We start from the raw sequence: 24,482 nt of genomic DNA, 5'->3' as shown, positions 1-24,482 counted from the left end.
AGATTAAACCTCTAAATTAAGCAATTTTTCTAAAAGAATCTGTTATAAAATCAGGCCCATTATCTCTTTTCCAGAGATAAAGGGCTATTTTTTTCATATTTTGCATGCCGAAGAGAGGAAACATTGTTCCCTTACTTTTTCTAGCCCCCTCATCCGACAAAATCTTAAACCATGGAGATTTTTTGCATCTGCAAAACTTCGTTCAATGGTTTCTTTTTTTATACAATTTTTTCTTTTTTTTTATGAGTCGATTCTGTCTAATCCATTCTTTATCATCTTCCCATACATGCCTGGTTATGGTTTTGATATTCGTCTTTGATTCAGTGCATTTTGATAAAAACTTACAATTTCTCCACACCTCAGGGTTAGAATGATATTCACGATAACCTTCACGATTTGTTGCTCTATAGGTAAGTTCATGATTATTGGGACAAATATAAACATTTTTTTATGACAATACTTATATTGCCATTTATGAAATAATCCTTTCTTGGGACGAAAACGCCTATGATCAATTACATCAAAAATTCCTCTCTTCCTGAGACCATGACAAATATGGTTAGTCAAATATCCTGAATCTAATGCAACATTTTCCACATTAAAACCAAAACGTTCTATTTGCCTATCCAATCGTTCTAGATATGGAACTGAATCATAAACATTACCAGGAGTTACATATACATCTGTTATTAAATTTAACTTCTCATCTGTTGTTCTACGATCAAGATAGAAAAAACCCCCTGGGTTTGCCATCCCTGACCATATATCCAGAATCCGGATTAGTTATACTTGCTCGAATTTCTTTTTCTTCATTCTTTTTGGTCTTTTTTAAAAGGTTTTTTGCCATGTGTTAAACGATTTTCTTCTATTGCCTTGTCAAGTTCCTCAATATAACTCTTTGTAGATTGAATTACTATTTCTTTGGTATATTTATTCTTATTGGCATTTGCCTTTAAAAATGTGGAATCAGTAAATAATTCTTTTCCTTCAATTAATCCTTTATCCATTGCTTGTAAAACAATCTCATCAAAAATTTCTTGAAAAATGTTAGTCCTATTAAATTTTCTTACGATGGTTCTGACTGGTTGTAGAATGATGGAGAGATAATCCCAAAAACCACCGGTAGGCAATGTTAACTTTAATTTCTTCTACCAATTGATGTTCTGAACGAATGCCAAAGAGATAATCGATAAACATCATTTTGAAAAGAATAATCGGATCAACTCAGGGACGCCCATTATTTTTGCAATAAAAAGGCTTTTTTTTTAGTTATAAAACTGAAGTCTATGTATTTATCTATCTTCCTCAATAAATGGTCTTGAGGAACAAGAGCATCTATATGAACCAATTCCATTTCAGTTTGTTTTGGTTTTCCACTTCTAAATATGAATATCACTCTCAGAAAAAAGTCTTATAATTTAAATTCGACATAAAAAGGCTATTGGCTTTCTAACTTTGTCAACAACCTGAAGAGATAAGTAATAGCATTCTTTATCATAGAGATTATGGGAGAAACTACCTAATCTCTATTATGAGGAGTTTTTTCTTTATTTTTTAGTATATAAAATTTTACTTATTCATCGTTAGCAAATAGATATTTTTTTAGTAAAAAAATTTTTGAAAAAAGGAGGAATATTAAGAAAAATGATGAAAAAATATTTTGTAAGTTTCTTAATAAATGTCATATATATATAAAAGAATTTAAGTTTTAGAATATAAAGGCATAGTAAAGGAGTTGGTAGTGAGGTAAGTTTGGGTTTGGTTAACTACTACCTATTGCTTCAGAGGAGGGATTCTTTCTTTTTTAGGAAAATCCCGATTCAAAGGAAAATTCAAATTAATATTAATGATGATATTTTTATTATTCCAACAAAAGAAAGTAAAAAACGTGCTATTCGATTTGCTGAGGAGATAAGAAGATGTAATTTGAAAATTACATTTAGAATAAATTTACGTGCTGATAGCCTGGGTGTTGAAGATGAGAATATTATAATTAAATTGAAAGAGGCTGGTTTAATTGATGTGTTTGTTGGAATAGAAGGCGGAACAAATGAGACTTTAAAAAATTATAATAAAAAGGTAGTTCCATCACAAAATATTACAATGTTAAAGATGTTGCAGAAACATGATGTTTTAGATCCAACTTGTGGATTTATTACTTTTAATCCCTTTACTACAATAGAATAATTAAAACAAAATATAAAATATTACTTTAATTTACAACAAAACTTATTGGGGAGAGTAAGTTAGGCTTTAGAAATTTTTCCTGGAAGTCAAATTGAAAAGAGATTGGAAAAAGAAGGATTGTTTGGTGATGAAAAGAGGTATCCAAGTGGTTACTCTTTCCAGGATGAGAAGGTTGCACAAATTTTTCAGGAATTCAGAGAATTAGCACTTGAAAAAATTGTACAAGAATATTTAGGCTTTGTTTCTGGCATAGCAGTGTATTTTCGAAGTAAAGAAAGAGAACTTGATGATAGGAAGAAAAATTTATTACAAAATTATAAGCAATTATTTAATTTTTACTATAATCAAATTAATAGGGAAACATACTATTATTTGTTGGAAGTAATTGAAAAAGTAAAAAATAATAAAAAGAAAAATGTAGATAGTACTAAGACCAAAATTGTAAGTAAAATTGAAAAAATCTTTACAGAATTAAAAAAGAATATAAGAAATTTATAAGTCGAAAATTATTAAAATACGGAAGGAGTATGATATAATGTTTAATATTATAATTTACAAACGCAATTCTTTTCTTTATTTTTGTTCGGCCTTTTTAAGGTATATGGCTTTGGGTATATTTTTTGTTTTATTTAATTTATATATCATTAGAATTGGAGTTTCTGAAAAATTTCTTGGTTTGTTTTTAGCAGTTGGGAATTTAACGATGGCTTTAGGAAGTATTCCGGCAGGTATTATCATAGATCGATTTTCAAAGAAAAGTGTTCTTATTTTAGCAAATCTATTAGCTAGTGTGGCTTTTTTGCTTGAGGTTTTGGTAGTAAATGAAATTCTATTGCTTTTTATTGCTGTTCTTTATGGTTTTAGTTTTGCAGCTTTAATGTGCATTGCAGGTCCTTTTTTGATGCAGTGTGGAAATAGTGAGGAAGGGCCATTTTTGTTTAGTACATCTAGAGCAATTACTTTAATTGGGTTGACAGTAGGAACAATTTCAGGAGGATATTTAGCTAAAATTAATCTAGTTGAGGAATTGTATAGAACAGGTTTATTGTTTGCAGCATTTATCTATATTTTTGCAACTATTCCTTTAATTTTTATTGAAAAAGGTGGAAAAAGCAAAGTTTCAGAAATATTGGAATCCAAAAAATTTCAAGGCTTATGGTTAAAGGAGCTTTTTAATATTAAGAATATAAAAACATATGCACTAGTTTCAATAATCTTTTTCATTTTAGGATATACTGTTATTTTAACACCTTATATTAATCTTTACTTAAATAAAAGATATGCTTTAGATCCTGTTTATATTGGATATTTTATGTCATTTATACAAATCTTTTCTGCCTTTATGGCTTTTATAGGGTCATATGTGGTTAAAAAATTTTCTCCTCAAAAGGTAATATTTACAGGTATTATTTTTTTGTCAATTATTTACAGTAGTATGATTTTATTGCAACACCCAACTATAAATATTTTTCTTTTAATCTTAACCAGTGGAATTTTTAATCTTATTTCTCCTTTGATAAGTAATTATGTTTTTGAGAATGTGGATGAGAAGAATCATGGTACAGTTTCTGGATTTATGAATACAAGTTTTAATATAGGAGATTCCCTTAGTACCTATCATGGCGGTTTGTTAATTATTATGGGATGTTATAATTGGATATTTTTTATAGCTAGTTTAGCTTTTATATTAGTTCTGGCATTTTTGAAATTGGGAATGAAGTTTGAGATTGTTAGAAATAAATTAATAGTTGGTGAGGAGGTTTAAAAAAAGATGAGAGTAGCTTTGGTCTATCCTAAGATTGGGGAATTATCTCAGGAATTTTACACCGGAGATGAACATCTTGGTCTTGCATATATAGGGGGAACTTTGAGAAAGCATAATCATTATGTTCAAATGATTGATGCACACATGTTGGGACTAGATGATGACCAGGTTATAGATTTTTTGATGAAAGGAAACTTTGACATAATAGGTTTTTCAGCAGTATATTCAAATATTGAATCAGCATTATATATTGCAAAAAAAATTTATAATTATAATAATACAGTTAAGATAATTTTTGGAGGAGAACATGCAACTTTTGCAGCAGAAGAAATTATGGAGAAAAATCCGGAAGTATTTGCAATTATACGGGGTGAAGGAGAGAAAACAATAATAGAATTATTGGATTGTATCCAGAATAATATGAGTTTAGCAAATGTTAATGGAATTGTTTACCGTAATGAGAATTAGATTATAAAAAATCCAGATCGAGAGTCAATAAAGAATATTGATAGTATTCCTATGCCTATAAGGGATAACCTTAAAAAAGGTCTAGAGTTGGGTATAACTTCTACTATTAATATTTTATGTTCAAGAGGTTGTTTGGGAAATTGTCATTTTTGTAATGCTAACAAGTATTTTAGTTTGGGAGGAGGAAATAAATGGTGTTGTCGTTCTCCGAAAAGTATAGTGGATGAACTAGAAATTCTTCTCAATAAGTATGGTGATAATTATAATTTACATGAGGTTGTGAATTTCTGTGATTTAAACTTTATTAATACTTCGTCAAATGGAATAAAGTGGGTTAGAGATTTTGTTGATGAAATGTTGAAAAGACAAATTTTTTGTTTTTTTTATATCCTAACGAGGGTAGATTCAGTTGTTAATAATAAAGACCTGGTTAAATCTCTTCGACAAGTTGGTTTAGTTCAAGTGGAAATGGGATTGGAGGTTTATAATAAAGGTATTGAAATTAATCAAAGCTATGAAGCAATAAATTTTTTGCGTAAACAAAGAATTGATATAACTCCATGTGGATTTGTAACATACCATCCTTATTCTAATATTTCTGAACTTAGAAATAATGCTGAATTTTTAAAAAATAAATTTCTTTAAAATAATTCATTTATATTCAAAAATCGCTTTATATCCAGGTTCACAGATTACTGAGCAAGTCAAAAAAGATGGACTTACTTGGGATGATTTTGAGCATTATAAAGTATACAACTATGATTTTGTCGATAAAAAGGTTCAGAAAGTTTTTGATAGTATGTTGACTCTTAATGTAGATAATTTAAATTACTTATCAAATATGATTAATTATATAGAATTCAAAAGAAATTTAACTTTTAGAAAATTGGAACAATTAGCTCCAGATAAAATAAAAGAGATTGAAGAGGAAATTCAACCGATTGAAAATCAAGTTGTTAGTAACATTACTGTTGCACGTTCTGTGATTTATAATTTCTTTATAAAGGTTTTAGATTTAGCTGAAGGACATTGGAGTGAAAAACTTTTTCTGATGTTAAAAAATGAATTTATGAAAAACTATCTTGGATATTATGAACCCATTGTTGAAAGTTTTAAGTCTTATCTAATTTATTCAAGTTCATTGGTAGATAAGTTAAAATCATCTTAGTAATTGAAAGTCGGGCTGGTGTTTTTGGTATAATAAAAATGGAGTAAAATAGAAAGGTATAAATATTGATGAGGAGTGCCACATCGTGGGCATACAAGGTTATTGGGTATTTGAACTTTCTTGTTTTTATGACGTTTGATAGGTTTAAGAGGTTTACCATGTAAGTTTTGATAATCGATTAGAAGTTGATTAAAGTTCAGTTTTTTAGTAATTTCAATAATGGGTATTTGATCAACTTGAAGTTTTTTATAGGGTTTGTCAATCAATTTATCATAAGTTTTACGATTAATAGTAATATGTTTACCAAGTAAAGAGTTGATGAGAAAAATAATGATTTTTTGTTGAATTTGAATATATAACAGTAATATTTGAATTAATTTAGTCAAGGTTTGCTATTTCTTTCTTTGGTATAGTTAACTTAAATATATCTCAAAAAAAAGGGGGTGGCAAGTTTTAAATAAAAAATTAGTAATATCAAGGGTTTAAGGTCAAAAACTTAAAAAAACTTTTGACAATACGTATAATTTTTAGGAGGTTTTTGTTATGAAAACTAAATTAATTATATTATGCATTTTAATTGTTATTTCGTTTAATACATATGCATCTGACTCAATAAATGATTTTATCATAAACAATAATAACTTTTTAATATTATATCAAGACTTTGATAATAATTACATAAATAGTAGGTTGCTTAAGTTAACACAATTTGTTGGAAATCATTTAAAGAAATATAAAAAACAAGTAGTAATTAAATCCTTGGAGGATGTAATGCAAAATGAATTAGTCAATAATAATCTAATTCTATATTTGACTTCTTCTTCTGATTTACTGAAAAAGTATGATTTAGTAGTAGAACCTATTGAAAATGGTTTTAGGTATTTAGATAAGGATTTTACTGACAAGGATGATCAAATTATTTTTTTGACTCAATCACCTTTTAACCCAGATAAAGAAGTTTTGGTTTATTTAGCGAATTCATGGACTTTTCTTATGAATATAAATGAGGTTTTTCATGGTGAGACAAAATTGGTTATTGGAAAAAACGGAAGAAATATAGAATACTTAGAAAAATTAGATTGGAAGATAAAAGAAACTGAACATTACTATTTTTATTATTTAGAAGATTCATATGTTTCTAAAAATATAGATTATATATCAACAAAAAGAGAAATTCTTTTAAAGAAAGTATTAAATCTTCTAAATTATGAGCTTCCATTTAAAATCCACTGCTATTTTTACAATAATGTAAATCAAAAGTTTATTATGACAGGATATTACTTTACAGCACAAGCTTTTCCAGATAAATTACAAATTCATGAAGTTTTGAATTTTACTAACAGGATTTCGGCGGCAAGTGTACATGAAGAACTTCATATTATACTTAACATGATAGGCAAAATTAATAATTATTTTATTGAAGAAGGAATTGTTGCTTATATAGATGAAGTCTTATTGAAAGGTAAAAATTATCGTTCTTACTTCAAAGGTGATGAATTAAACAGGGTCAGTTTAAAAGATCTGTTTGCTTCAGGATATTTATTTGAAAATGCTTATCTATGTGTGTTGTTTGTTGAATATTTACTTAATGCATCGAATATGAAAATTGAGGATCTGGTTAAATTTTTGTATACAAAAGAGGGTAAACTTGAAGATAAATTATTAAAAATGACATCATCTAAATCTCTGAAGGAAGTTCAGGATAAGTGGAGCAATTATCTTAATGGAAAATAGATTAATTAAATGTAAAGATTGATTTGATTGTTTGAGATGTATTGACAAATGAGGGATTAGAAAAATTTTAGCATGCCAATACATAAAAATGACCCATTATCTCTTTTTTAGAGATAATGGGCTTTTATATGTGTTTAGGAAGTTATACTTTTTGCAGTAAAATAAGCTGCTCACAGTAGAGTACCTGGAGGGTATTTTGTTCCCGATTCTTTTGGAAGTGTTTCAAAGTTTTTGTTTTGTTTAAAAATTATATCTCTATATCGTCTTTTAGAGGTTCATCTTCATCCTGCAATTTAAAGGAAATAATTTGCTCCCTTAAATTACGGGCCATCTGATCAAGCTCCTGAGCAACGGTCAACAGATGATTAAGAGTCTGATTTTGCTTTTCGATAGCGATGGAACTGGAATTAGCCTCTTTTACAGCTAGATTGCCATTAGTGGCGATAGTTTCTACAATTTGTATCATGGACTTGATAGAATTTTGTTGATTTTGAAGATAAGCACTCATTTCTTCGACAGATTGACGGGTTGAGCGAACGGCTTTATTGACACTTAAAAGTACATTTTGGGTCTCTTCTGCTTTTGATACACCTTCTTGCACAGTATTTGCACTCTTGTCCATCATTTGAACAGCAGTATTAATCTCATCATTAATGGAGTTGATTAATTCATTGATGTTTTCAGCAGCAGTATGGGACTCATTTGCCAGTTTGCGAATCTCTTCAGCTACAACGGCAAAACCTCGTCCTATTTCTCCGGCCCGGGCAGCTTCAATGGAAGCATTGAGAGCCAGAAGGTTAGTTTGTTCAGCAATATTGCGAATAATATCAATGATTCCAATTATTTTGTTGGATTTCTTACCTAGTTGGTTAATGATCTTATGGGAGGCAGAAACAGCGTCTTTAATTTCAGACATAACTGTCATTAAATGTGTTAAAGTTTCAGTACTCAATTCAACTTCATGGTCTGCCTGAAGAGAGTTGGATGCGACCTGATTGATTCCGTGATCAATTTCTGTGATGGATTCTGAAAGTGAATTAATATTATCCATAGCCGAATTCAGTTGTTGTTGTTGGTTATTAATCCGGGAAACGATCTGTTGAATGCATTGATCTGTAACTTTGGCATTATTTTTTAGCTGGTGGGTAACTTCTATCAACTGTTCAGAACCTCTGGCAACATTTTCAGAACTTAAACGAATTCCGTGAACCAGGTTATGTAACATGCTTACCATCTGGTTAAAGCTCTGACCTAGATATCCTATTTCACCTTTAGCAGAGGTTTTGAAATGATCTCTCAGATCGCCACCGGCGATTTTTTTTGATAACTGTACTAATTGATTTAAAGGCCCGGTAATACTATTAGTGATTATAAAACTGAAAATGATACTTATAATGCCACCTACAAGAGCGATAACAAATAGTGATGTAAAGAGAGCACGGCGGGCAGTATACATCTTTTCTAAAGAAGTTGCGATCATGAACCAACCGATGGGTTGATTGTTATGATTGAAAATGGGAATTAGTCCGGATAGATATGGCTTTTTATTGATCAGTATATCAGATTGATATAGTTCTTGTTCAGGTAAAATCTCTGGCTTATCTAATTCTATTTGAATATCTTCTGTTTCCATAGTTGTAAGAATGGGATTAAGATTTAGATCCAGGATAAAAAGGTCGTCTTTAATAATCTTTTGTAGATCTATAAGAAAATCATGATTTAATACCTTCCCAATCATAATAAATCCATTGGTCTGAGTGGTAAGGTCCGGATCCTTAATGGGGGCAGCACTTTTAACAATTAAACCTGCTTCTGTTAATTCTAACTGTTGAATATTGGTATCTTTTTTTAGGAAGGGTAGAAACTTTTTTTCAAGACTATAGTCATTGGTAGGGAGGTTTCCTCTGCGAGCAATCTTTTTCCCCTCCAGATTATCAATTTCTATCACATCTAACTGGTAATTATATAAAAATTCCTGTTTTAGAGCTTTCATTAATAAAATTGGGTCTATAATTAATGTTGTGAAGAAAAAATTATAAAAAATAAAAAGGCATTTGCTGGCTCCGTTGAATTAATTAGTTGCGAACTAAAAACCAAAGAAAGGAGTCCAGCAAATGCAATATAATAATATCATAAAATTTCTTGATTTGCCAGACATTATTGCAACTGAAATTATTTCAACGGAGGACAGATATATTTTTATCGCTGAAGCAAAGAAAAATCACATTGTGTGTCCTCAGTGTGGTAATATCACTAATAAAATCCATGATACAAAATGGCAAAATATTAGAGACATCCCCATAAGAGGTAAACTAGTAATCATTAGACTTCTAAAGAAAAGATATCGTTGTCCTTATTGTCATAAGAGGGGTATCCCTGAAAAATATGAAAGTATTGATAAATATGCCCGTAAAACCAAACGCTTTGATAAATATCTTGCTAAAGAAACTGTCAGCAAGGATTATTCTAAAGTTGCTAGAGAAAACGGGTTAAGTTATACAGCTGTTAATAATGCAGTTAAAAAAGTAGTTGACCCTCTCATTAAACAACAAGTTTCAAAACTTAGTCAATTAAAAGCCATCAGTATCGATGAATTTGCAGTTTTAAAACGCCATAAATATGGAGTTAGCATTACAGATCCAATTAATCGGGAGTTAATTGACATTTTACCTACTCGCAAAAAGGATGATTTAATTGACTACTTTAATTGTTGGGAAGATGAACAAAGACGACAGATTCAATCGATCTCTATGGATATGTGGCGGCCGTTCAAAGCAGTAGCAAATGCAGCATTTACTCATGCAAAAATTGTTATAGATAAATTTCATCTTGTAACTTTAATGAACAGAGCCCTTGATGAAGTTAGAAAACAAGTTCAACAAACAGTAAATAATCATCAGAGAAGAAAGTTTTTTCAAAGTCGTTTATTACTCCAAAAACGAGCTGAAGAATTGACAGATGAAGAACATGAAAAGCTCATCAAATTATTTGAACTCAGTCCAGCTCTAGAAAAGGCCTGGGAATTAAAAGAGGAATTCAGAGACCTATTGCAGCTAGATGATGTGAAAGAAGCCACCAGAGCTCTAAAAAGGTGGTATAAAGAAGTAATAAAAAGCAAGCTGATGCCTTTTTACCAGGTAAAAAAGATAATACAAAGATGGGAAGAAAAAATACTAAATTATTTTAAGACTAAGATAACCAATGGCTTTGCTGAGGGTATCAATAACAAGATTAAATTGATCAAAAGGATTGGATATGGTGTTCCAAATGTTATGAATCTAAGGAGAAGAGTATTTAATGCAATGTTAAGTTATTAAATTTAAATGTTTATTTCAAAATCAATTTACCAATCAATTCAACGGAGCCAACTTATCTTTCACAACATTTGACGGAGAGCCATAAAATTAAACTTTTTTTCTTGGTAGCCTGTTGGATATCAGGCTGTGCAGCAATATTTTTTGATAAATTTTCTAAATAATTTAATTTATTCAAATAGAGATTTTTTATAGTTTTAAAACTTTTTTCCTGGGCCTCAGAGACAGTGTTTTTCATTGTCCGGGTTATAAGAGTAGCACTTTGCAAGGTGGATAATGCAAGACAAATGATAACAACCAGTATAAAAGAAAACAATAATTTTTGTTTAATGGGTATATTCCAACCCGCAACATTCTTATTGACCATATTTAAGGCCTCCTTTAAAAGTGGTTTTGTTCAAACGTTTGCACTTATTTAAACAATAATTTAGACGTTTAGGGGAAAAGTCCTGCTAAAATTTCTGAAATTTATAAATATAATTTTTCTTTAGAAATCTATATAAAATAGTTTTAAGATATTAGGTAAAATTAAAAGTATTGATATTAATTTATTAAGAGATGATTAAATTGCAAAAAACTAATTTTGAGTTGTTTAACTATTTTGGTGAGATTTAAGGAGAAATATGGCTTCATCACAGTATATGATAAACCAATCCATGGGTCAAAAATTTGTTTTTTATAGTAAAATCAGATATAAAATTAAAAAAAACTTATGCGGGTCATGTTTAGTCTTTCTCTTCTCCGGTAATACTTTTTGTAAGTAAAGGAGGAGATGAAAGATGAAAAGAATAATATGCGCTTTTATATTGATCATGATAATTACCATGGTGAATTTACCTATAGCAGCTGAGTGGTATGAAGGAGAAGTTATAGGGGTGGATCTTGAGGAGAAGACTCTGGTTTTAAAGTTGGTAAGTGGAGAAGAAAAGGTATTTAAACTGGGCAAAGATGCAGAGTTATATTATAATAACCTTAAAGCAGACTTAGGTATGTACATACCTGTAACAGCAAATGATTTTGTTTCCGGTTATCTGGAGATTAATGAAGATGGTTTAGTACAAACAGCAAATTTCTTTTATCAAGTACGGGAAGGAACTATTATGGAATTGGGAGATAAACAAGTAATCCTTAGAGAAACCGAAAGTGGAATCTGTGATTCTTATGTAGTAAGAAAAAATGTAGATATTTTTTTGAATAATTTTCCTGCTAAATTGGAAAATATTACTCCGGGAATGAAAGTACTTTTGGTTTTAGATTATAAATTTCAAGTAAAAAAGATGGCGGTTTTTCACTATGATTATACCGGATTTATTGAAGAGCTTGACTTAGAAAAAGAAATTATGGTAGTTAATATAGGAACAAGATTAAATCCCAAACTTAAGAAATTCAGGATAGATAGAAGGATAATAAGAATCTATAAAAATTGGGAAAAACTTACTGAATTATTAAAGAATAAAACTTTGGTAATAGTGAAATTTTTAGTGGATAAAGAGAAAAATATTATATCTTATATGAATTTCTGCTCCTTTTAGGAGCATTTTTTTCTTTTAATTGTATTTTTTAAGAAAGGAATTTGGCGATGAATAGAGAATATGAAAAATTAAAAGGAGGTTAGGGGCTATGATTATAGAATACCTCACAACAATATCTTTACGTTGCCCTGTATGTGGAAGATTAGATGTACATCCGATTAATATTTTCGACTTTTCTGGTCAACGAAGTAAAGAAATTTATTGTTCATGTGGATATAGAAAAGTTAAATTGGAGACTAAAAATTATAAACGTTATTGGGTTCAATTCAATTGTATTATTTGTGAATTGGAGCATACCTTATTCTTTACACCCAGTGCTTTTTGGGGTTCTAAGTTATTGACCATTCGCTGTCCTGATACTGATCTAAAATTAGGTTATCTGGGCCCTGAGATTTTAGTACAAGGTGAGATTCAGGATCAACAGCAGGATTTAGAGGCTATGATTAAAGACCTGGGTTTTGATGACTATTTCTGTGATCCAGAGGTCATGTTAGGGGTATTGGATATATTACATGATATTGCTGAAGCAGGTGGTCTTTTCTGCCAATGCGGTAATAAGAATATTGATATAGATATGTATCCTGACAAAATTGAACTTGTCTGTCGGGAATGCCAGGGAATGACTATGATCAAAGCTAGAACTATTGCAGATTTAGAACAACTAAAGGAAACAAATAAAGTGATTCTTACCAAGGGTAAAAATACCGCACTTCAAAATGACCCTTCATAGAAATACTTTTACTTGGGAATTATTAAAATGAAATTATATATAAGGAGGATTTTATTCTATGGCTCTTGTACCAATGTCACAAATTTTAAACAAAGCACAGGCTGAAGGTTATGCAGTAGGCGGATTTAATATGAATAACCTGGAGTCTTTGCAGGCAATTATTGAAACGGCAGAAGAAGAGAGATCTCCTGTGATAGTTCAACTTAGTGAAGGTGCTCTTAGGTATGTGGGTATAGATTATGCTACAGCATGTGTGAAAGCTGCTGCAGATAAAGCTACTATACCTGTAGCACTTCACTTAGATCACGGTAGCAGTTTTGAAAAGATCATTGAATGTATACGTTACGGTTTCTCTTCTGTAATGATTGATGGTTCTAAGCTTCCTTTTGAAGAAAATATAGCTTTAGTACAAAAAGTAGTTGAAGCAGCCAGAGTTGTTGGAGTTTCTGTAGAAGCTGAACTGGGTAAGATTGGTGGTACTGAAGATGACCATACTGTTGACGAAAGAGAAGCTTTAATGACCAATCCGGATGAAGCTAAAGAATTTGTGGAAAGAACCGGGGTAGACGCTCTGGCTATTGCTATCGGTACTGCACATGGTCCATATAAAGGTAAGCCAGAATTGGATTTTGAAAGATTAGAAAAGATTAGAAATCTGGTTAATGTACCATTGGTTCTTCATGGTGCATCCGGTGTTTATGATGAAGATATTAAAAAAGCTATTTCTTTAGGAATTTGTAAGATTAATATTAATACCGATTTTCAACAGGTTTTTACTGCTAAAGTACGGGAAATTTTAAACAATGATGAAAAAGTTTATGACCCACGCAAAATTTTAGGACCAGCTAAGGATGCTATGAAAGAAAAAGTAAGAGAAAAGATTCGGTTATTGGGTAGCAATAATAGGGTATAAAAGGTTTACATACCTTTTAAAAAAAGCGTGTCAGATTCTCTGACATGCTTTTTTATCATGAATTGGGGGAAGATTTATGAATTATGATCTGAAATTATATGAAAAGCTTTCACAATATACTCTTCAGGTAGTTAAAAATGATAGACAATATTGGAAAGAAGAAATACTACCCTACTGTGGTACCCCCAAAATATTATTTATGGGAACAGGAGGAAATCCAGTCAATTTATTAGAACAAGTACGTCAGACCGGGGGATTTATTCTCTATTTACCGGGTTTTACTCTGGCTGTAGATCCAGGGCCAGGTGTAATCTGGCATGTAAAGCAAAACGGTGTTGATATACGGGCTCTGGATGGAATTTATATCAGTCATGGTCATACAGATCACTATTTAGGCGCTCCCTTGCTTATTGAAGGAATGACACGGGTAATGAGTCAAAGGAGAGGAGTTTTATTATTACCCAGAGATGTAAGTGATGAGAATTTGATCAGTATTTATCACCAGGGGCGTCATCAACATCATGAGGGATATGTAGGAGGACCTGAAAAGATAGTTTATTTACAGGAAAAAAAGATGATTGAACTTACGGATGAAATCTTCCTTACTCCTGTTAAAGCTTATCATGGTAAGATGAATTATGGTTTTGTAATTACAACTCCTACCTTTACTATCGGTTATACCAGTGATACCAGTTATCTTTTGGAATATGAAGATTTAAATGGTTTGCGTCACAAAGTGGGAAAATGGGTACCTATAAGCCCTCCTACAAAAATCATCAAATATCGAGAGGACTTAAAAGAAATTTTTAGTCAGGTAGATTATCTGATCGCCAATGTCAGTTATTTTAACCTCTTTGCTAAGCGCCATATTACTGCTGTGGGGTTAGCCCATATGCTTATGGATTCTAAGGTTAAGCGGTGTTGGATGACCCATCTTGATGTTTGCTGTATCCGGCCTGAACCGATTGCAGGGAAGATGGCTCAGTTTGTAGCTGAGCTTTCTGGAGTTGATGTAGTAGTGGCAGAGGATAATCATGTATATTATATAAGGTGAAAAAATTGCCTTTAAGTAGCGCGTTGTTTGATATCACCTCATTTTATAGTATAACTTTAGGAAGCCAATAGGTACCTTAAAAGTGTTGGAGATTATAGGGGTAATTGTTATTGACAATAAAGCCGGTATGGGATATACTATAATTAGAATACACCCCCGGGGTATTTGGGATATTATATAAGGGAGGTTAAAAGAGTTGACTCCGAATATAATCATTACTCAAGCAGCGAAAGATTATCTAAAGAAAAAAGGTAGTAGAGATATAACGATTAGCTTGATCACTATATCCGGCGGTTGAAATGGTATTATTTATCAACCTACCGTGACAGTAGGAAAGCCAGCTTCTGATGGATTTAAAGAGTACGAAGTGGATAATTATCGGGTTAATATTTTAAAGACTTTACGGACGGATCCTAAAGTGGTGATTGATGCACCTGGATTCTGGATTTTTAAGAGATTGAAAGTATCCGGTATTAGGTATTAAGTGTTTAATCTTTTTTAGTAAAGTTAGAAACTTTGGAGTGATGGCTCCAAAGTTTTTTTAATGCGATTATACAGCTGTGGACAATTTTTCTTCCTGATATCAATAAATTTTTCTTATCACAGGTATCTCTTAGAGGTGAATTAATACATTTGTTGAAATATTGATTGTAAGTAAGGGGAATATTATTTTCAAAAGCAGGAAAATTAATCTGATTATGATTATACTGCAAAAAGCTAATTTTTCGCTTCTTGAGAGATTTTTCGAATCATCTAAAGCTCGATTTCCGCTGAAATAAGGCTTCCTAATCAAAGGGCCCTCCTGGCCCTTAGAACTAGCTCATCACTTCCTGTGATGAGGCCTTATTTCGTCGGAAATCTCGCTAAGATGATTTGGCGAAAAATTTCTATGTTGCTCAAAATTAGCTTTTTGCAATATAATCATTTATTTAATTTTATGAAAGATAGGTTTTCCCTTTTCAAAAGTTGTCAGATATTTAAATCCTAAATCTTTCAGCATTTCATGGGTTTCTTTAAACTTATATCCCAGTTGGTCTTTATAATGACTGTCTGAACCAGTGGTTAAAATTTCGCCCCCCAGTTCCCGATACAGCCGTAAGATGGCCCGGGACGGCAGAGGATCCTTTCTGTTTCCATAGTGATATCCGGATGTATTCACTTCAAGACCTTTCCCTTTTTCCACCAGGATTTTTAAAATTTCCTCAATTAAATCCCTGCAATCAGAATCATCCATAAGATCAGGTATAACTGGAAAGTCACCATACCGTCGGATGACATCCAGATGTCCCACTACACTGAAATGATCAAATCTCTCCACACAATAATGCACTTCCTTTAAGTATTCCCGGTAAGCTTCCCACTGGGTATAACCTTCGAAAAATTTACCTGTGTAAAGGTCCTTTTTCTGGGCTGTGTGAAATGAAGCCAAAACAAAGTCAAAGTGATCTCCTGCAAATTCAGCACATTTATCCAGGATATGGGGTTGGAGACCTAATTCCAGTCCTTTTTTAATGCGTAATTTGCCCTGATATTTTGCCTGAAATTCTTCAAGGGTAGAAAGATAAAGGTGGCGGTCGATTTCAAAACTAATGGATGGATCCTGGTAATCTATGTCATGGTGATCGGTGATGGCAATTTCCTCTAGTCCTATTAAAATACTTTGTTCACAAATTTCTTCAAGAGTCATTTTAGAGTCGGTTGAAAATTTAGAATGAATGTGGTAATCGAAAAACATGTCCTATAAACCCCTTTCGTTCATTATTACTTTTTTATAATAACTGTTTCAATAATTAATGTCAATTTTTTCGGTAAAAACTTGACATGGGCCAGATTTGACGTTAAAATAAATGCATACTGTATTTTAATAGTTTAACAAGTTAAAGTATTAAAATATTAAACAACTAAAGAAATTATGATTTGTGATTTCAGGCTACAGAGAGGTGGAGTTGGATGTGTCCATTTGTAGAAGGAGTTAGGGATTTATTACCTGAAGAAATTCGCCAACGGAAATGGGTTTATCAAAAATTAAGAAAAGTTTTTGAAAAGAGCGGTTATCAAGAAGTAGCTACCCCTACTTTAGAGTCGTTGGATTTATATGCTGAAACGGAGACATTGCTTTCAAAAGAACAAATGTTTAAGGTGGTAAATGAAAGTGGCCAGATTCTGGTACTTCGACCTGATGGAACTTTACCTATAGCCCGGTTGGCAGCTACCCGTTACACTGGAATACCCCAACCGTGGAAATTTTCTTATATAACCACTGCTTATCAGACTAACGGGGGTCAATCAGAGCGGATGAAAGAGAAGACTCAGGCAGGTATTGAGCTTTTGGGCAGTGGTGATATATTGGCGGATGTGGAGGTTATAGGTACTTTAATTCAGGCTCTAAAAGAAGTTGGAATTAATAAACCAGTGATTGATCTGGGCCAGGTGGCTCTGGTTGAGGAGATATTAACGAATCTTTCTTTAGACGAACTAGCCAAAGAAGAATTATGTTCACTGATGGAAGAGAAAAATGTTGAAGAGATTCGTTTACGGATACAAAATTGGAACCTGAGTAAAAGTGAAGAGGAGCTTTTGACCAGGTTTCCTGTCCTCTTCGGTGAACCGGAAGAGGTTCTGGCTCAGTTATATAAATTGCCATTGACTGAAAAAGCACGGAAAGTGGTTTGTGAATTAGAAGAGATTTATGAGAAGCTTAAAGAGATCGGTCTAGCTCAATATATAACCTTTGATCCATCTATGGGAACTCAATTGGGTTATTATACCGGAATCATTTTTAAAGCCTATGTTAAAGGTTATGGAGAGGTTGTAGCAAGCGGTGGCCGATATGACAGGCTGGCGAAACAGTTTGGGCTGGATGTACCCGCAGTGGGTTTTGCCATTAATATCGAAGGATTGATGACCTGTTTACGGCAGTTTGACATTATAAAACTTGAAAAAGAGCCGAGGGTTGTACTTCAGGTTAGTAATGAGGGGTTTGCACCTGCTTATCGATTAGCAAATTTGCTTAAAGAATGGGGAATTAATGCGGAACTATATACCGGTAAAAAGGTATTTGAATATTGTAAATTCCATCAGATTCCATATATAGGCCAGTGGAAGGATGGAATTTTCAGTTTGGTTGATCAGGATGGTAAAAAGACTTTCGAATTTAGTGGAGGACTTAAAGAGGTGGCTTTAAGGTGTTGGACTTTTTTGACAGGAGGTAAAGATTGAATGGATAGAATAAGAATTGCGCTGGCAAAAGGGCGTCTTGCTGAAGATGCTGTAAAACTGCTTAAGAAAGCAGGGTATCGAGTACCTCATGAGATTTTATCTTCCCGGAAACTGATCTTTAATATAGAAGATGAACAGGTAGAATTAGTTCTGGTTAAGCCTGCCGATGTACCCATTTATGTAGAATACGGTGCAGCTGATTTAGGAATTGTTGGAAGGGACATTCTTTTGGAAGAAGGGCGCTCCTTATATGAAGTATTGGATTTAAAATTTGGTCAATGTAAATTTGTTCTAGCTGGATTACCTGGTTTTAGAGAAAAGCAGCTAACCCATCGGCGGGTAGCAACCAAATATCCCCGCTTTGCTAAAGAGTATTTCCGGAAAAAGGGTGAACCGGTGGAAGTGATTGAATTGACAGGTTCTATTGAACTGGCACCTCTAACAGGGCTTGCTGATTGGATAGTGGATATTATGCAGACAGGTCGAACCTTAAAAGAAAATGGACTTATGGTTTATGAAGATATTTGTCCGGTGAGTGCCAGATTGGTTGTAAATCGGGTCAGTATGAAGACGAGGCGGAAAGAAATAAATAAACTGATTGAGCGGTTAAAGTCGCAGGTAGAGAGGAGTGAAAATTAATGATGATGAAAATTGTCAAAATGAATAATGGCGGTGCTGAGGAAGTGCAGCGGCTGATTGAAGGGCGAACTAATCAGGATTTAAGTCTGTATAGAGAGCAGGTTTTAAAGATTGTGGAAAATGTGCGGCGGACCGGAGATATGGCAGTTCGTGAATATACCAGACGTTTTGATCAGGTGGATATATCAATAGAAAATTTGTTAGTTAAACCAACTGAGCTTGAAGAGGCTTGTTTAAGGGTTGAGCCTGAGTTTATGAATTCTATACAGCTGGCAAAAGAAAAGATTCAACGGTACCATGAAGCCCAATTCCAAACTTCCTGGAATTTAACAGAAGAAGATGGGGTGATTATGGGCCAGATTTGTCGCCCCTTAGAGAGGGTAGGGGTTTATATACCCGGAGGAAGTGCAGCTTATCCTTCATCGGTACTTATGACAGTGATTCCTGCTAAAGTTGCGGGAGTTAAAGAAGTAGTAATGGTTACTCCCCCAAACAGAAGAGGAGAAATTAATCATTATATACTTGCGGCGGCAAAAGTTGCAGGTGTGGATAAGATTTACAAAGTTGGTGGGGCTCAGGCCATTGCCGCTTTGGCATACGGAACCGGGTCCATTCCTAAGGTGGATAAGATCGTTGGCCCGGGCAATATTTATGTTACTTTAGCTAAACAAATGGTTTATGGCCAGGTAGATATTGATATGATTGCAGGCCCCAGTGAAATTTTAATTGTTGCTGATGAATCGGCCAATTCCCGTTATCTTACAGCAGATCTTTTAAGTCAGGCAGAACACGATCCCCTGGCAGCAGCTATTCTCATAACCACCTCTGAAAAGATTGCAGAAGAGGTACAAAAAGAGGTTATAGAACAGATGAAAGTCCTCCCGCGGAATGAGATAGTCCGACAATCACTAAAAAACTATGGTCGGATTATTCTGGTGGACAATCTGGATGATGGGATAGAACTTGCCAATCGGATTGCTCCTGAACACCTGGAGTTGGCGGTAAAAGATCCTTTTAAATGGTTAACCCGAGTTAAGAATGCGGGAGCGGTCTTTTTAGGCCATTTTGCTCCTGAACCTTTAGGTGATTATCTAGCTGGGCCCAATCATGTACTGCCTACCAATGGAACAGCCCGGTTTTTCTCACCTTTATCTGTGAGGGATTATGTCAAATATTTAAGTTTTCTTTCTTACAGTAAAGAAGCATTGGCAAAAGTCAAAGATCATGTGATCAATTTGGCTGAAATAGAAGGATTATTGGGCCATGCTAATGCCATCAGGGTAAGATTTGAAGATGATGAGAGAAGGTGAAAAAATGATTCAATTTCTGGTTAGACCTGAGGTTAAGAATCTGGTTCCGTATACCGTTCAGCAAAAAGAAAAAGAAAATATGATTATTCTGGATGGTAATGAGTCTCCCTATCCCCTGCCCTATGAGCTTAGAGAGGAGATGGCGCAGAAATTTATAAAATTAGAGCTCAATCGTTATCCAGATGCGAGCTGTTATGCTCTTCGGCAAAAAATTGCAGATTATCTGGGTAAAGGAGTGAGTCCAGAACAGATTCTTTTGGGTAACGGTTCAGATGAGGTATTACAATTTCTGGTTCAGACTTTTGTTCGTCCGGGAGATCGGGTTCTGGCTCTGGCCCCGACCTTTTCCATGTATAAAATTTTTACCGAGTTATCCGGTGGAGTCTATGTCAGTCTTCATTTAAATAGTGATGGCTCTCTTGATTTAGAGCAATTCTGGAAAGCTGTAAAAATTACCTATCCCAGGATGGTATTTTTTTGTTCTCCCAATAATCCTACCGGAACCCGGATTCCGCTTGAGACTATAGGTGAAATTGCAGAAAGATTTGAAGGAATTTTGGTAGTGGATGAGGCATACGGTGAATTCTGTCAGGGAAGTATGATTTCTATGCTGGATAAATATCCAAATCTGGCAGTTACCCGTACTTTCTCAAAAGCTTTTGGACTTGCAGGAGTTAGATTGGGCTATCTAGTGGCTAATCGGGATTTTATCAGGGAAGTTTCAAAAGTAGTTCCACCATATCATCTGAATTCCATTTCTCAGATGGTAGGTGAGACAATTCTGGAAAATTATTCTCTAATTGAAAAAAGGGTTAGAGAAATTATTAAAGAAAGGGAACGTCTTCGGGCAGTATTGAAGTCGTATGCTGGTTGGCAGGTCTTTCCGTCTGAAGCCAATTTCCTCTTTTTACGTGGATTAGAAGTACCGGCATTGGCAGAAGAATTTGAGAGAGCTGCTATCAAGGTACGTAAGTTTAGATCTCCTCTTAAGGATGCTATCAGAATAACAGTTGGTACACCTGAAGAAAATGATCAGGTTATACGGGTAATTAAGACTTTTAAAGAGAGGAGAAGGGCTAATGGAACGGAGATGTGAAATTGAACGCAGTACTTTAGAGACCAGAATCAAATTGAAGTTGAATATTGATGGAAACGGTAACTATGAAATAAAGACGGGAATTCCCTTCTTTGACCATATGCTGGCTCAACTTGCAAAACACGGCAGTCTAGATCTTTTTATCAATGCCCAGGGAGATTTAGATGTAGATTTTCACCATACAGTTGAAGATGTGGGAATTGTTCTCGGTCAGGCTTTTAAAAAAGCTCTGGGTGAAGGTGTTGGTATTCAGCGTTTTGGTAGTGCCCTTATTCCTATGGATGATGCCTTAAGCCGGGTTGTGGTTGATATAAGCGGGCGGCCTTATTTATATACTGACCTGCCCTTTAGTAATGAGAGGGTAGGTAATTTTCCTACAGAACTTATTGAAGAGTTTTTACGGGCCTTTAGTGTTCATGGGCAATTAACCCTTCATGCAGAGCTTCTTCACGGCCGGAATACCCATCACCAGGTAGAAGCGGTATTTAAAGCACTTGGCCAAAGTTTAAAAATGGCGGTACAGAAAAGCGGTTTAGAGCAGATTCCTTCAACTAAGGGGGTGCTATAAGTGATCGGAATCATTGACTATGGCATGGGTAACCTTAAGAGTATTCGAAAAGCTATGGAATATTTAAATTACCCCGTGAAAATGATTACCCGACCTGAAGAAATACAAAAGATGTCCGGTTTAATATTACCCGGTGTGGGAGCATTTCCTAAAGCTATGGAAAATTTGATTCGAAACGGTTTTGTAGAAGCAATCAAATATGCCATTGATCAGGGTAAACCTTTTTTAGGTATCTGTCTTGGAATGCAGCTTCTTTTTGAGGTGGGGTATGAAGATCAAAAAGCTTCGGGTCTTGGATTTTTGTCTGGTGAAGTTAAGCGGCTAAAAGGTGGGGTTAAAATACCTCATATGGGATGGAATCGGATTTATTGTAAAGTGGAGCATCCCCTCTGGCAGGGGCTTTCTAAAGAACCATATATGTATTTTGTTCATTCCTATGCTTTGAGTGAAATGACCGACGATGTAATTGCAACCACTATCTATGGAGAGGAGATTCCTGTAGCTGTTGCCCGGGAGAATATCATGGGAGTTCAGTTCCATCCCGAAAAGAGCGGGGATGAAGGACTTAGGATTTTAAAGAATTTTGGGGAGATGGTATAATGATTATTTATCCAGCTATAGATCTTAAAGATGGACGGGTGGTACGGTTAAAACAGGGAGATTTTAATCGTGAAACGGTTTTTGATGATAACCCCTTAAGTAGAGCAAGACAATTTGAGAAAGAGGGAGCAACCTGGCTTCATCTGGTAGACCTGGACGGAGCCAGGGATGGATGTGGAGCTAATGAAGCAATTGTGCGGAAAATTAAAAATAAAACAAATCTGAAATTACAATTGGGTGGGGGAATTCGTTCACTTGAAAAGATGGAAGAATGGTTTAAGGTAGGAATTGATAAGCTTGTGATTGGAACACTGGCTTTAAAAGAACCTCTTGCTATAGGTGAGGCAGTAGCCAAATTTGGAGCTGAAAAGCTGGTTATAAGTATTGATGCCAGAGATGGAAAGATAGCGACTGATGGTTGGTTAAAGCAGAGCGGTCGTAATGTGCTGGATTTTGCTAAGGAGATGGTTGATCTGGGTGTAAGCCAGGTTCTGTATACGGATATAAGTAGGGATGGAATGTTGGTTGGCCCTGACTTTCAGACTTTAGAAAAACTCGTTCAAATTGAAAATCTCAAAATAATTGCATCTGGTGGAATTAGCTCTTATGAAGATCTGGTTAAATTAAAAAAGATCGGTGTTTATGGGGCTATTATTGGGCAGGCACTTTATCAGGGAATATTGAGTCTTAAGGAAATATTGCAAAAAATGGGGTGATAAAAAGTGTTAACTAAACGGATTATCCCCTGTCTGGATGTAAAAGATGGCCGGGTGGTTAAGGGAGTTAATTTTAAAGGATTGGTAGATGCAGGTGACCCGGTTGAGATTGCTGCAGTTTATAATCGTATGGGAGCAGATGAGCTGGTATTTCTGGATATTACAGCAACGGTGGAAGGCCGTGATACCATCTGTCATGTTGTAGAAGAGGTGGCAGCTCAGGTCTTCATTCCTTTGACTGTGGGCGGTGGAATTAGAACTGTTGCGGATATGAAAAAAATGCTGAGAGCCGGAGCAGATAAAGTTGCCATTAACTCTGCTGCTGTTAAAAATCCAGATCTAATTACAGAAGGTGCAAGAATTTTTGGTTCTCAGTGTATTGTGGTCGCAGTGGATGGCAAAAAGCGTGAGGATGGTGCGGGTTGGAATGTATATACTCACGGTGGAAGCCGGGATAGCGGAATTGATCTTATAGATTGGGTGAGAGAAGTAGAAATGCGGGGTGCTGGAGAGATTCTTTTAACCAGTATTGATGCAGATGGGACTAAGAAGGGTTTTGATCTTGAAATGACCCGTGCTGTGGCTGAGGTAGTAAATATTCCGGTGATTGCTTCAGGGGGAGCCGGTTCTTTAAATGATTTTGTAGAGGTATTAACTAGAGGTAAAGCTGATGCGGCTTTAGCAGCATCACTCTTTCATTTTGGAGAGCTAACTATTAACCAGGTTAAGGCTGCATTGGTTAAAGCAGGTGTTTCAGTCCGGCAGATTGGTTAAAGGAAGGAGTTGGGCAAATGATGGAGGTTAAAGCTAAAGATTTAGATCAACTGTGCTTTGATGAGAAAACGGGTCTGATTCCTGCAATTATTCAGGATTGGAAGAGTAAAAGAGTATTGATGCTCGCTTATATGAATAGGGAATCTCTGGAATTGAGCCTTAAGACCGGAGAGACCTGGTTTTTCAGCCGGAGCCGTCAAAAACTCTGGCATAAGGGAGAGACTTCGGGCAATGTGCAAAAGATAAAAGCTATCTCTTATGACTGTGATAAAGATACTCTTCTGGTGGAGGTTATTGCAGAGGGCCCGGCCTGCCATACAGGGGAAGATAGCTGTTTTTATCGTCAGTTGGCTGGTGAGAAGTCTTCCCTGACAGTTAATGAGGTGATTTCATCACTATTTACCCTGATTCAGGATAGGAAAACCAATCCGGTGGAAGGTTCATATACCAATTATCTTTTTAAGGAAGGTCTGGATAAGATTTTAAAAAAGGTGGGGGAAGAAACGGCAGAAGTGATTATTGGTGCTAAAAATCAGTCTAAAGAGGAATTTATCTATGAGATGGCTGATCTTGTGTATCATCTGTTGGTTCTTACAGCTGAAATGGGTTGTAGGCCTGAGGATATTGCAGAGGAGTTGGCCCGTCGGTTTAAGAAATAGTTAAGATTAATAAGATGATAAAGGCAAAATCATAAT

The 24,482-nt window shown here is 34.4% G+C and carries 24 protein-coding genes and 1 pseudogene; 21 read left to right on the top strand and 4 right to left on the bottom strand.

What is annotated here, in order from left to right; all coding sequences use genetic code 11:
* Nucleotides 1-16: 16 nt before the first annotated feature.
* Nucleotides 17-1,387, bottom strand: a pseudogene (locus tag BBF96_RS12080) (IS1182 family transposase).
* A 371-nt stretch (nucleotides 1,388-1,758) separates the two neighbouring features.
* On the opposite strand from BBF96_RS12080, the gene BBF96_RS12075 reads away from it, so the two are divergent.
* From BBF96_RS12075 to BBF96_RS12045, 7 genes are all read left to right on the top strand, one after another.
* A complete protein-coding gene (locus BBF96_RS12075; protein ID WP_164731042.1) occupies nucleotides 1,759-2,187 on the top strand; it encodes a radical SAM protein in 429 nt (142 codons plus the stop codon).
* A 117-nt stretch (nucleotides 2,188-2,304) separates the two neighbouring features.
* Entirely contained in the window at nucleotides 2,305-2,685 is a 381-nt protein-coding gene (locus tag BBF96_RS12070; RefSeq protein WP_164731041.1) for a hypothetical protein, read from the top strand.
* 37 nt (nucleotides 2,686-2,722) lie between these two features.
* Nucleotides 2,723-3,952 carry an MFS transporter gene (locus BBF96_RS12065; RefSeq protein WP_127017393.1) on the top strand — a complete coding sequence of 410 codons (1,230 nt, stop codon included), beginning with the start codon at nucleotides 2,723-2,725 and terminating at the stop codon, nucleotides 3,950-3,952.
* A gap of 6 nt (nucleotides 3,953-3,958) precedes the next feature.
* Complete coding sequence (locus BBF96_RS12060; protein ID WP_127017392.1) at nucleotides 3,959-4,420, top strand: B12-binding domain-containing radical SAM protein; 462 nt, start codon at nucleotides 3,959-3,961, stop codon at nucleotides 4,418-4,420.
* An 87-nt stretch (nucleotides 4,421-4,507) separates the two neighbouring features.
* Nucleotides 4,508-5,065, top strand: a complete 558-nt coding sequence (locus tag BBF96_RS12055; RefSeq protein ID WP_164731040.1) for a B12-binding domain-containing radical SAM protein — start codon at nucleotides 4,508-4,510, stop codon at nucleotides 5,063-5,065.
* 154 nt (nucleotides 5,066-5,219) lie between these two features.
* A complete protein-coding gene (locus tag BBF96_RS12050) occupies nucleotides 5,220-5,588 on the top strand; it encodes a hypothetical protein (RefSeq protein ID WP_127017390.1) in 369 nt (122 codons plus the stop codon).
* Nucleotides 5,589-6,131: 543 nt separating this feature from the next.
* Complete coding sequence (locus tag BBF96_RS12045) at nucleotides 6,132-7,322, top strand: hypothetical protein (protein ID WP_127017389.1); 1,191 nt, start codon at nucleotides 6,132-6,134, stop codon at nucleotides 7,320-7,322.
* A 247-nt stretch (nucleotides 7,323-7,569) separates the two neighbouring features.
* Here BBF96_RS12045 and BBF96_RS12040 read toward each other — a convergent pair whose 3' ends face one another.
* Entirely contained in the window at nucleotides 7,570-9,315 is a 1,746-nt protein-coding gene (locus BBF96_RS12040) for a methyl-accepting chemotaxis protein (RefSeq protein WP_127017388.1), read from the bottom strand.
* Between the two features lie 121 nt (nucleotides 9,316-9,436).
* Here BBF96_RS12040 and BBF96_RS12035 point away from each other — a divergent pair, with 121 nt between their 5' ends.
* Complete coding sequence (locus tag BBF96_RS12035) at nucleotides 9,437-10,639, top strand: ISL3 family transposase (protein WP_127017387.1); 1,203 nt, start codon at nucleotides 9,437-9,439, stop codon at nucleotides 10,637-10,639.
* A 52-nt stretch (nucleotides 10,640-10,691) separates the two neighbouring features.
* Here the strand turns inward: BBF96_RS12035 and BBF96_RS12030 are convergent, their stop codons facing one another.
* Nucleotides 10,692-11,003, bottom strand: a complete 312-nt coding sequence (locus tag BBF96_RS12030; RefSeq protein WP_127017386.1) for a hypothetical protein — start codon at nucleotides 11,001-11,003, stop codon at nucleotides 10,692-10,694.
* A 412-nt stretch (nucleotides 11,004-11,415) separates the two neighbouring features.
* Between BBF96_RS12030 and BBF96_RS12025 the strand changes: the two genes are divergently transcribed.
* The 4 genes from BBF96_RS12025 (at nucleotide 11,416) to BBF96_RS12010 (ending at nucleotide 14,865) form a co-directional block, all read left to right on the top strand.
* Complete coding sequence (locus BBF96_RS12025) at nucleotides 11,416-12,168, top strand: hypothetical protein (protein ID WP_127017385.1); 753 nt, start codon at nucleotides 11,416-11,418, stop codon at nucleotides 12,166-12,168.
* An 88-nt stretch (nucleotides 12,169-12,256) separates the two neighbouring features.
* The gene (locus BBF96_RS12020; protein WP_127017384.1) at nucleotides 12,257-12,898 is read left to right on the top strand and encodes a hypothetical protein; all 642 of its coding nucleotides are present in this window, start codon (nucleotides 12,257-12,259) and stop codon (nucleotides 12,896-12,898) included.
* A gap of 58 nt (nucleotides 12,899-12,956) precedes the next feature.
* A complete protein-coding gene (locus BBF96_RS12015; RefSeq protein ID WP_127017383.1) occupies nucleotides 12,957-13,811 on the top strand; it encodes a class II fructose-1,6-bisphosphate aldolase in 855 nt (284 codons plus the stop codon).
* A 76-nt stretch (nucleotides 13,812-13,887) separates the two neighbouring features.
* Nucleotides 13,888-14,865, top strand: coding sequence for an MBL fold metallo-hydrolase (locus BBF96_RS12010; RefSeq protein WP_127017382.1), 978 nt, complete (start codon nucleotides 13,888-13,890; stop codon nucleotides 14,863-14,865).
* 925 nt (nucleotides 14,866-15,790) lie between these two features.
* Here BBF96_RS12010 and BBF96_RS12005 read toward each other — a convergent pair.
* Nucleotides 15,791-16,600 carry a histidinol-phosphatase HisJ family protein gene (locus BBF96_RS12005; RefSeq protein WP_127017381.1) on the bottom strand — a complete coding sequence of 270 codons (810 nt, stop codon included), beginning with the start codon at nucleotides 16,598-16,600 and terminating at the stop codon, nucleotides 15,791-15,793.
* Nucleotides 16,601-16,815: 215 nt separating this feature from the next.
* Between BBF96_RS12005 and hisZ the strand changes: the two genes are divergently transcribed.
* From hisZ to hisIE, 9 genes are read left to right on the top strand one after another with little or no spacing between them, the layout of a single operon-like run.
* Nucleotides 16,816-18,084 (top strand): ATP phosphoribosyltransferase regulatory subunit, encoded by a 1,269-nt coding sequence (hisZ, locus tag BBF96_RS12000; protein WP_127017380.1) that lies wholly within the window; start codon nucleotides 16,816-16,818, stop codon nucleotides 18,082-18,084.
* Nucleotides 18,085-18,723: an ATP phosphoribosyltransferase gene (hisG, locus tag BBF96_RS11995; protein WP_127017379.1), complete on the top strand. Its 639-nt coding sequence runs from the start codon at nucleotides 18,085-18,087 to the stop codon at nucleotides 18,721-18,723.
* Between the two features lie 2 nt (nucleotides 18,724-18,725).
* Nucleotides 18,726-20,033: a histidinol dehydrogenase gene (gene hisD / locus BBF96_RS11990; protein WP_205665791.1), complete on the top strand. Its 1,308-nt coding sequence runs from the start codon at nucleotides 18,726-18,728 to the stop codon at nucleotides 20,031-20,033.
* Between the two features lie 4 nt (nucleotides 20,034-20,037).
* On the top strand, nucleotides 20,038-21,129 hold the full coding sequence (gene hisC, locus BBF96_RS11985; protein ID WP_164731039.1) for a histidinol-phosphate transaminase: 1,092 nt from the start codon (nucleotides 20,038-20,040) through the stop codon (nucleotides 21,127-21,129).
* The gene (gene hisB, locus BBF96_RS11980; RefSeq protein ID WP_127017377.1) at nucleotides 21,113-21,697 is read left to right on the top strand and encodes an imidazoleglycerol-phosphate dehydratase HisB; all 585 of its coding nucleotides are present in this window, start codon (nucleotides 21,113-21,115) and stop codon (nucleotides 21,695-21,697) included. Before hisC ends, hisB begins: the two co-directional genes overlap by 17 nt.
* Nucleotides 21,698-22,297: an imidazole glycerol phosphate synthase subunit HisH gene (gene hisH, locus BBF96_RS11975; protein WP_127017376.1), complete on the top strand. Its 600-nt coding sequence runs from the start codon at nucleotides 21,698-21,700 to the stop codon at nucleotides 22,295-22,297.
* A complete protein-coding gene (hisA, locus tag BBF96_RS11970; RefSeq protein ID WP_127017375.1) occupies nucleotides 22,297-23,013 on the top strand; it encodes a 1-(5-phosphoribosyl)-5-[(5-phosphoribosylamino)methylideneamino]imidazole-4-carboxamide isomerase in 717 nt (238 codons plus the stop codon). Before hisH ends, hisA begins: the two co-directional genes overlap by 1 nt.
* 6 nt (nucleotides 23,014-23,019) lie before the next feature.
* Nucleotides 23,020-23,787, top strand: a complete 768-nt coding sequence (gene hisF / locus BBF96_RS11965) for an imidazole glycerol phosphate synthase subunit HisF (protein ID WP_127017374.1) — start codon at nucleotides 23,020-23,022, stop codon at nucleotides 23,785-23,787.
* Nucleotides 23,788-23,804: 17 nt separating this feature from the next.
* On the top strand, nucleotides 23,805-24,446 hold the full coding sequence (gene hisIE, locus BBF96_RS11960; RefSeq protein WP_269467424.1) for a bifunctional phosphoribosyl-AMP cyclohydrolase/phosphoribosyl-ATP diphosphatase HisIE: 642 nt from the start codon (nucleotides 23,805-23,807) through the stop codon (nucleotides 24,444-24,446).
* Nucleotides 24,447-24,482: the final 36 nt, after the last annotated feature.

Source organism: Anoxybacter fermentans (assembly GCF_003991135.1).
GTDB lineage: Bacteria > Bacillota > Halanaerobiia > DY22613 > DY22613 > Anoxybacter > Anoxybacter fermentans.
This window is presented reverse-complemented; position numbering and strand designations above follow the sequence as displayed.

Bases quoted from the DNA above. Each gene is read 5' to 3' on its own strand.
- BBF96_RS12065 (WP_127017393.1), top strand. From the start codon at position 2,723: ATGTTTAATATTATAATTTACAAACGCAATTCTTTTCTTTATTTTTGT.
- BBF96_RS12060 (WP_127017392.1), top strand. From the start codon at position 3,959: ATGAGAGTAGCTTTGGTCTATCCTAAGATTGGGGAATTATCTCAGGAA.
- BBF96_RS12050 (WP_127017390.1), top strand. From the start codon at position 5,220: ATGTTGACTCTTAATGTAGATAATTTAAATTACTTATCAAATATGATT.
- BBF96_RS12045 (WP_127017389.1), top strand. From the start codon at position 6,132: ATGAAAACTAAATTAATTATATTATGCATTTTAATTGTTATTTCGTTT.
- BBF96_RS12040 (WP_127017388.1), bottom strand. From the start codon at position 9,315: ATGAAAGCTCTAAAACAGGAATTTTTATATAATTACCAGTTAGATGTG.
- BBF96_RS12035 (WP_127017387.1), top strand. From the start codon at position 9,437: ATGCAATATAATAATATCATAAAATTTCTTGATTTGCCAGACATTATT.
- BBF96_RS12030 (WP_127017386.1), bottom strand. From the start codon at position 11,003: ATGGTCAATAAGAATGTTGCGGGTTGGAATATACCCATTAAACAAAAA.
- BBF96_RS12025 (WP_127017385.1), top strand. From the start codon at position 11,416: ATGAAAAGAATAATATGCGCTTTTATATTGATCATGATAATTACCATG.
- BBF96_RS12020 (WP_127017384.1), top strand. From the start codon at position 12,257: ATGATTATAGAATACCTCACAACAATATCTTTACGTTGCCCTGTATGT.
- BBF96_RS12015 (WP_127017383.1), top strand. From the start codon at position 12,957: ATGGCTCTTGTACCAATGTCACAAATTTTAAACAAAGCACAGGCTGAA.
- BBF96_RS12010 (WP_127017382.1), top strand. From the start codon at position 13,888: ATGAATTATGATCTGAAATTATATGAAAAGCTTTCACAATATACTCTT.
- BBF96_RS12005 (WP_127017381.1), bottom strand. From the start codon at position 16,600: ATGTTTTTCGATTACCACATTCATTCTAAATTTTCAACCGACTCTAAA.
- hisZ (WP_127017380.1), top strand. From the start codon at position 16,816: ATGTGTCCATTTGTAGAAGGAGTTAGGGATTTATTACCTGAAGAAATT.
- hisG (WP_127017379.1), top strand. From the start codon at position 18,085: ATGGATAGAATAAGAATTGCGCTGGCAAAAGGGCGTCTTGCTGAAGAT.
- hisD (WP_205665791.1), top strand. From the start codon at position 18,726: ATGATGAAAATTGTCAAAATGAATAATGGCGGTGCTGAGGAAGTGCAG.
- hisC (WP_164731039.1), top strand. From the start codon at position 20,038: ATGATTCAATTTCTGGTTAGACCTGAGGTTAAGAATCTGGTTCCGTAT.
- hisB (WP_127017377.1), top strand. From the start codon at position 21,113: ATGGAACGGAGATGTGAAATTGAACGCAGTACTTTAGAGACCAGAATC.
- hisA (WP_127017375.1), top strand. From the start codon at position 22,297: ATGATTATTTATCCAGCTATAGATCTTAAAGATGGACGGGTGGTACGG.
- hisIE (WP_269467424.1), top strand. From the start codon at position 23,805: ATGATGGAGGTTAAAGCTAAAGATTTAGATCAACTGTGCTTTGATGAG.